A 215-nucleotide genomic window follows, 5' to 3' on the forward strand; every position below is an offset into this window, starting at 1 on the left:
TGCTTCATGTTCAGCACCATCGCGACCAGCAACGCCGCCGCGAGCTTGATCGGCGTGCCGACCAGCACATAGATCGCGGTCACCTTCGCCGAGGTCCAGAACCTGGGGTCCTCGAACAGCTTCACGAAGTTCTCGACACCCACCCACGACGGCGGCCGGAACAAGTCATAGTCCGTGAACGCCAGATACAACGACGCCACCATCGGGAACGCCGT

The 215-nt window shown here is 61.9% G+C and carries 1 protein-coding gene; it reads right to left on the reverse strand.

What is annotated here, in order from left to right; translation table 11 throughout:
- Nucleotides 1–215, reverse strand: a 215-nt coding sequence (locus ACQP6G_RS20920; RefSeq protein ID WP_429767252.1) for a carbohydrate ABC transporter permease, incomplete at both ends; no start/stop codon positions are given.

This window comes from Isoptericola nanjingensis, assembly GCF_050311635.1.
Taxonomy (GTDB): domain Bacteria; phylum Actinomycetota; class Actinomycetes; order Actinomycetales; family Cellulomonadaceae; genus Isoptericola; species Isoptericola nanjingensis.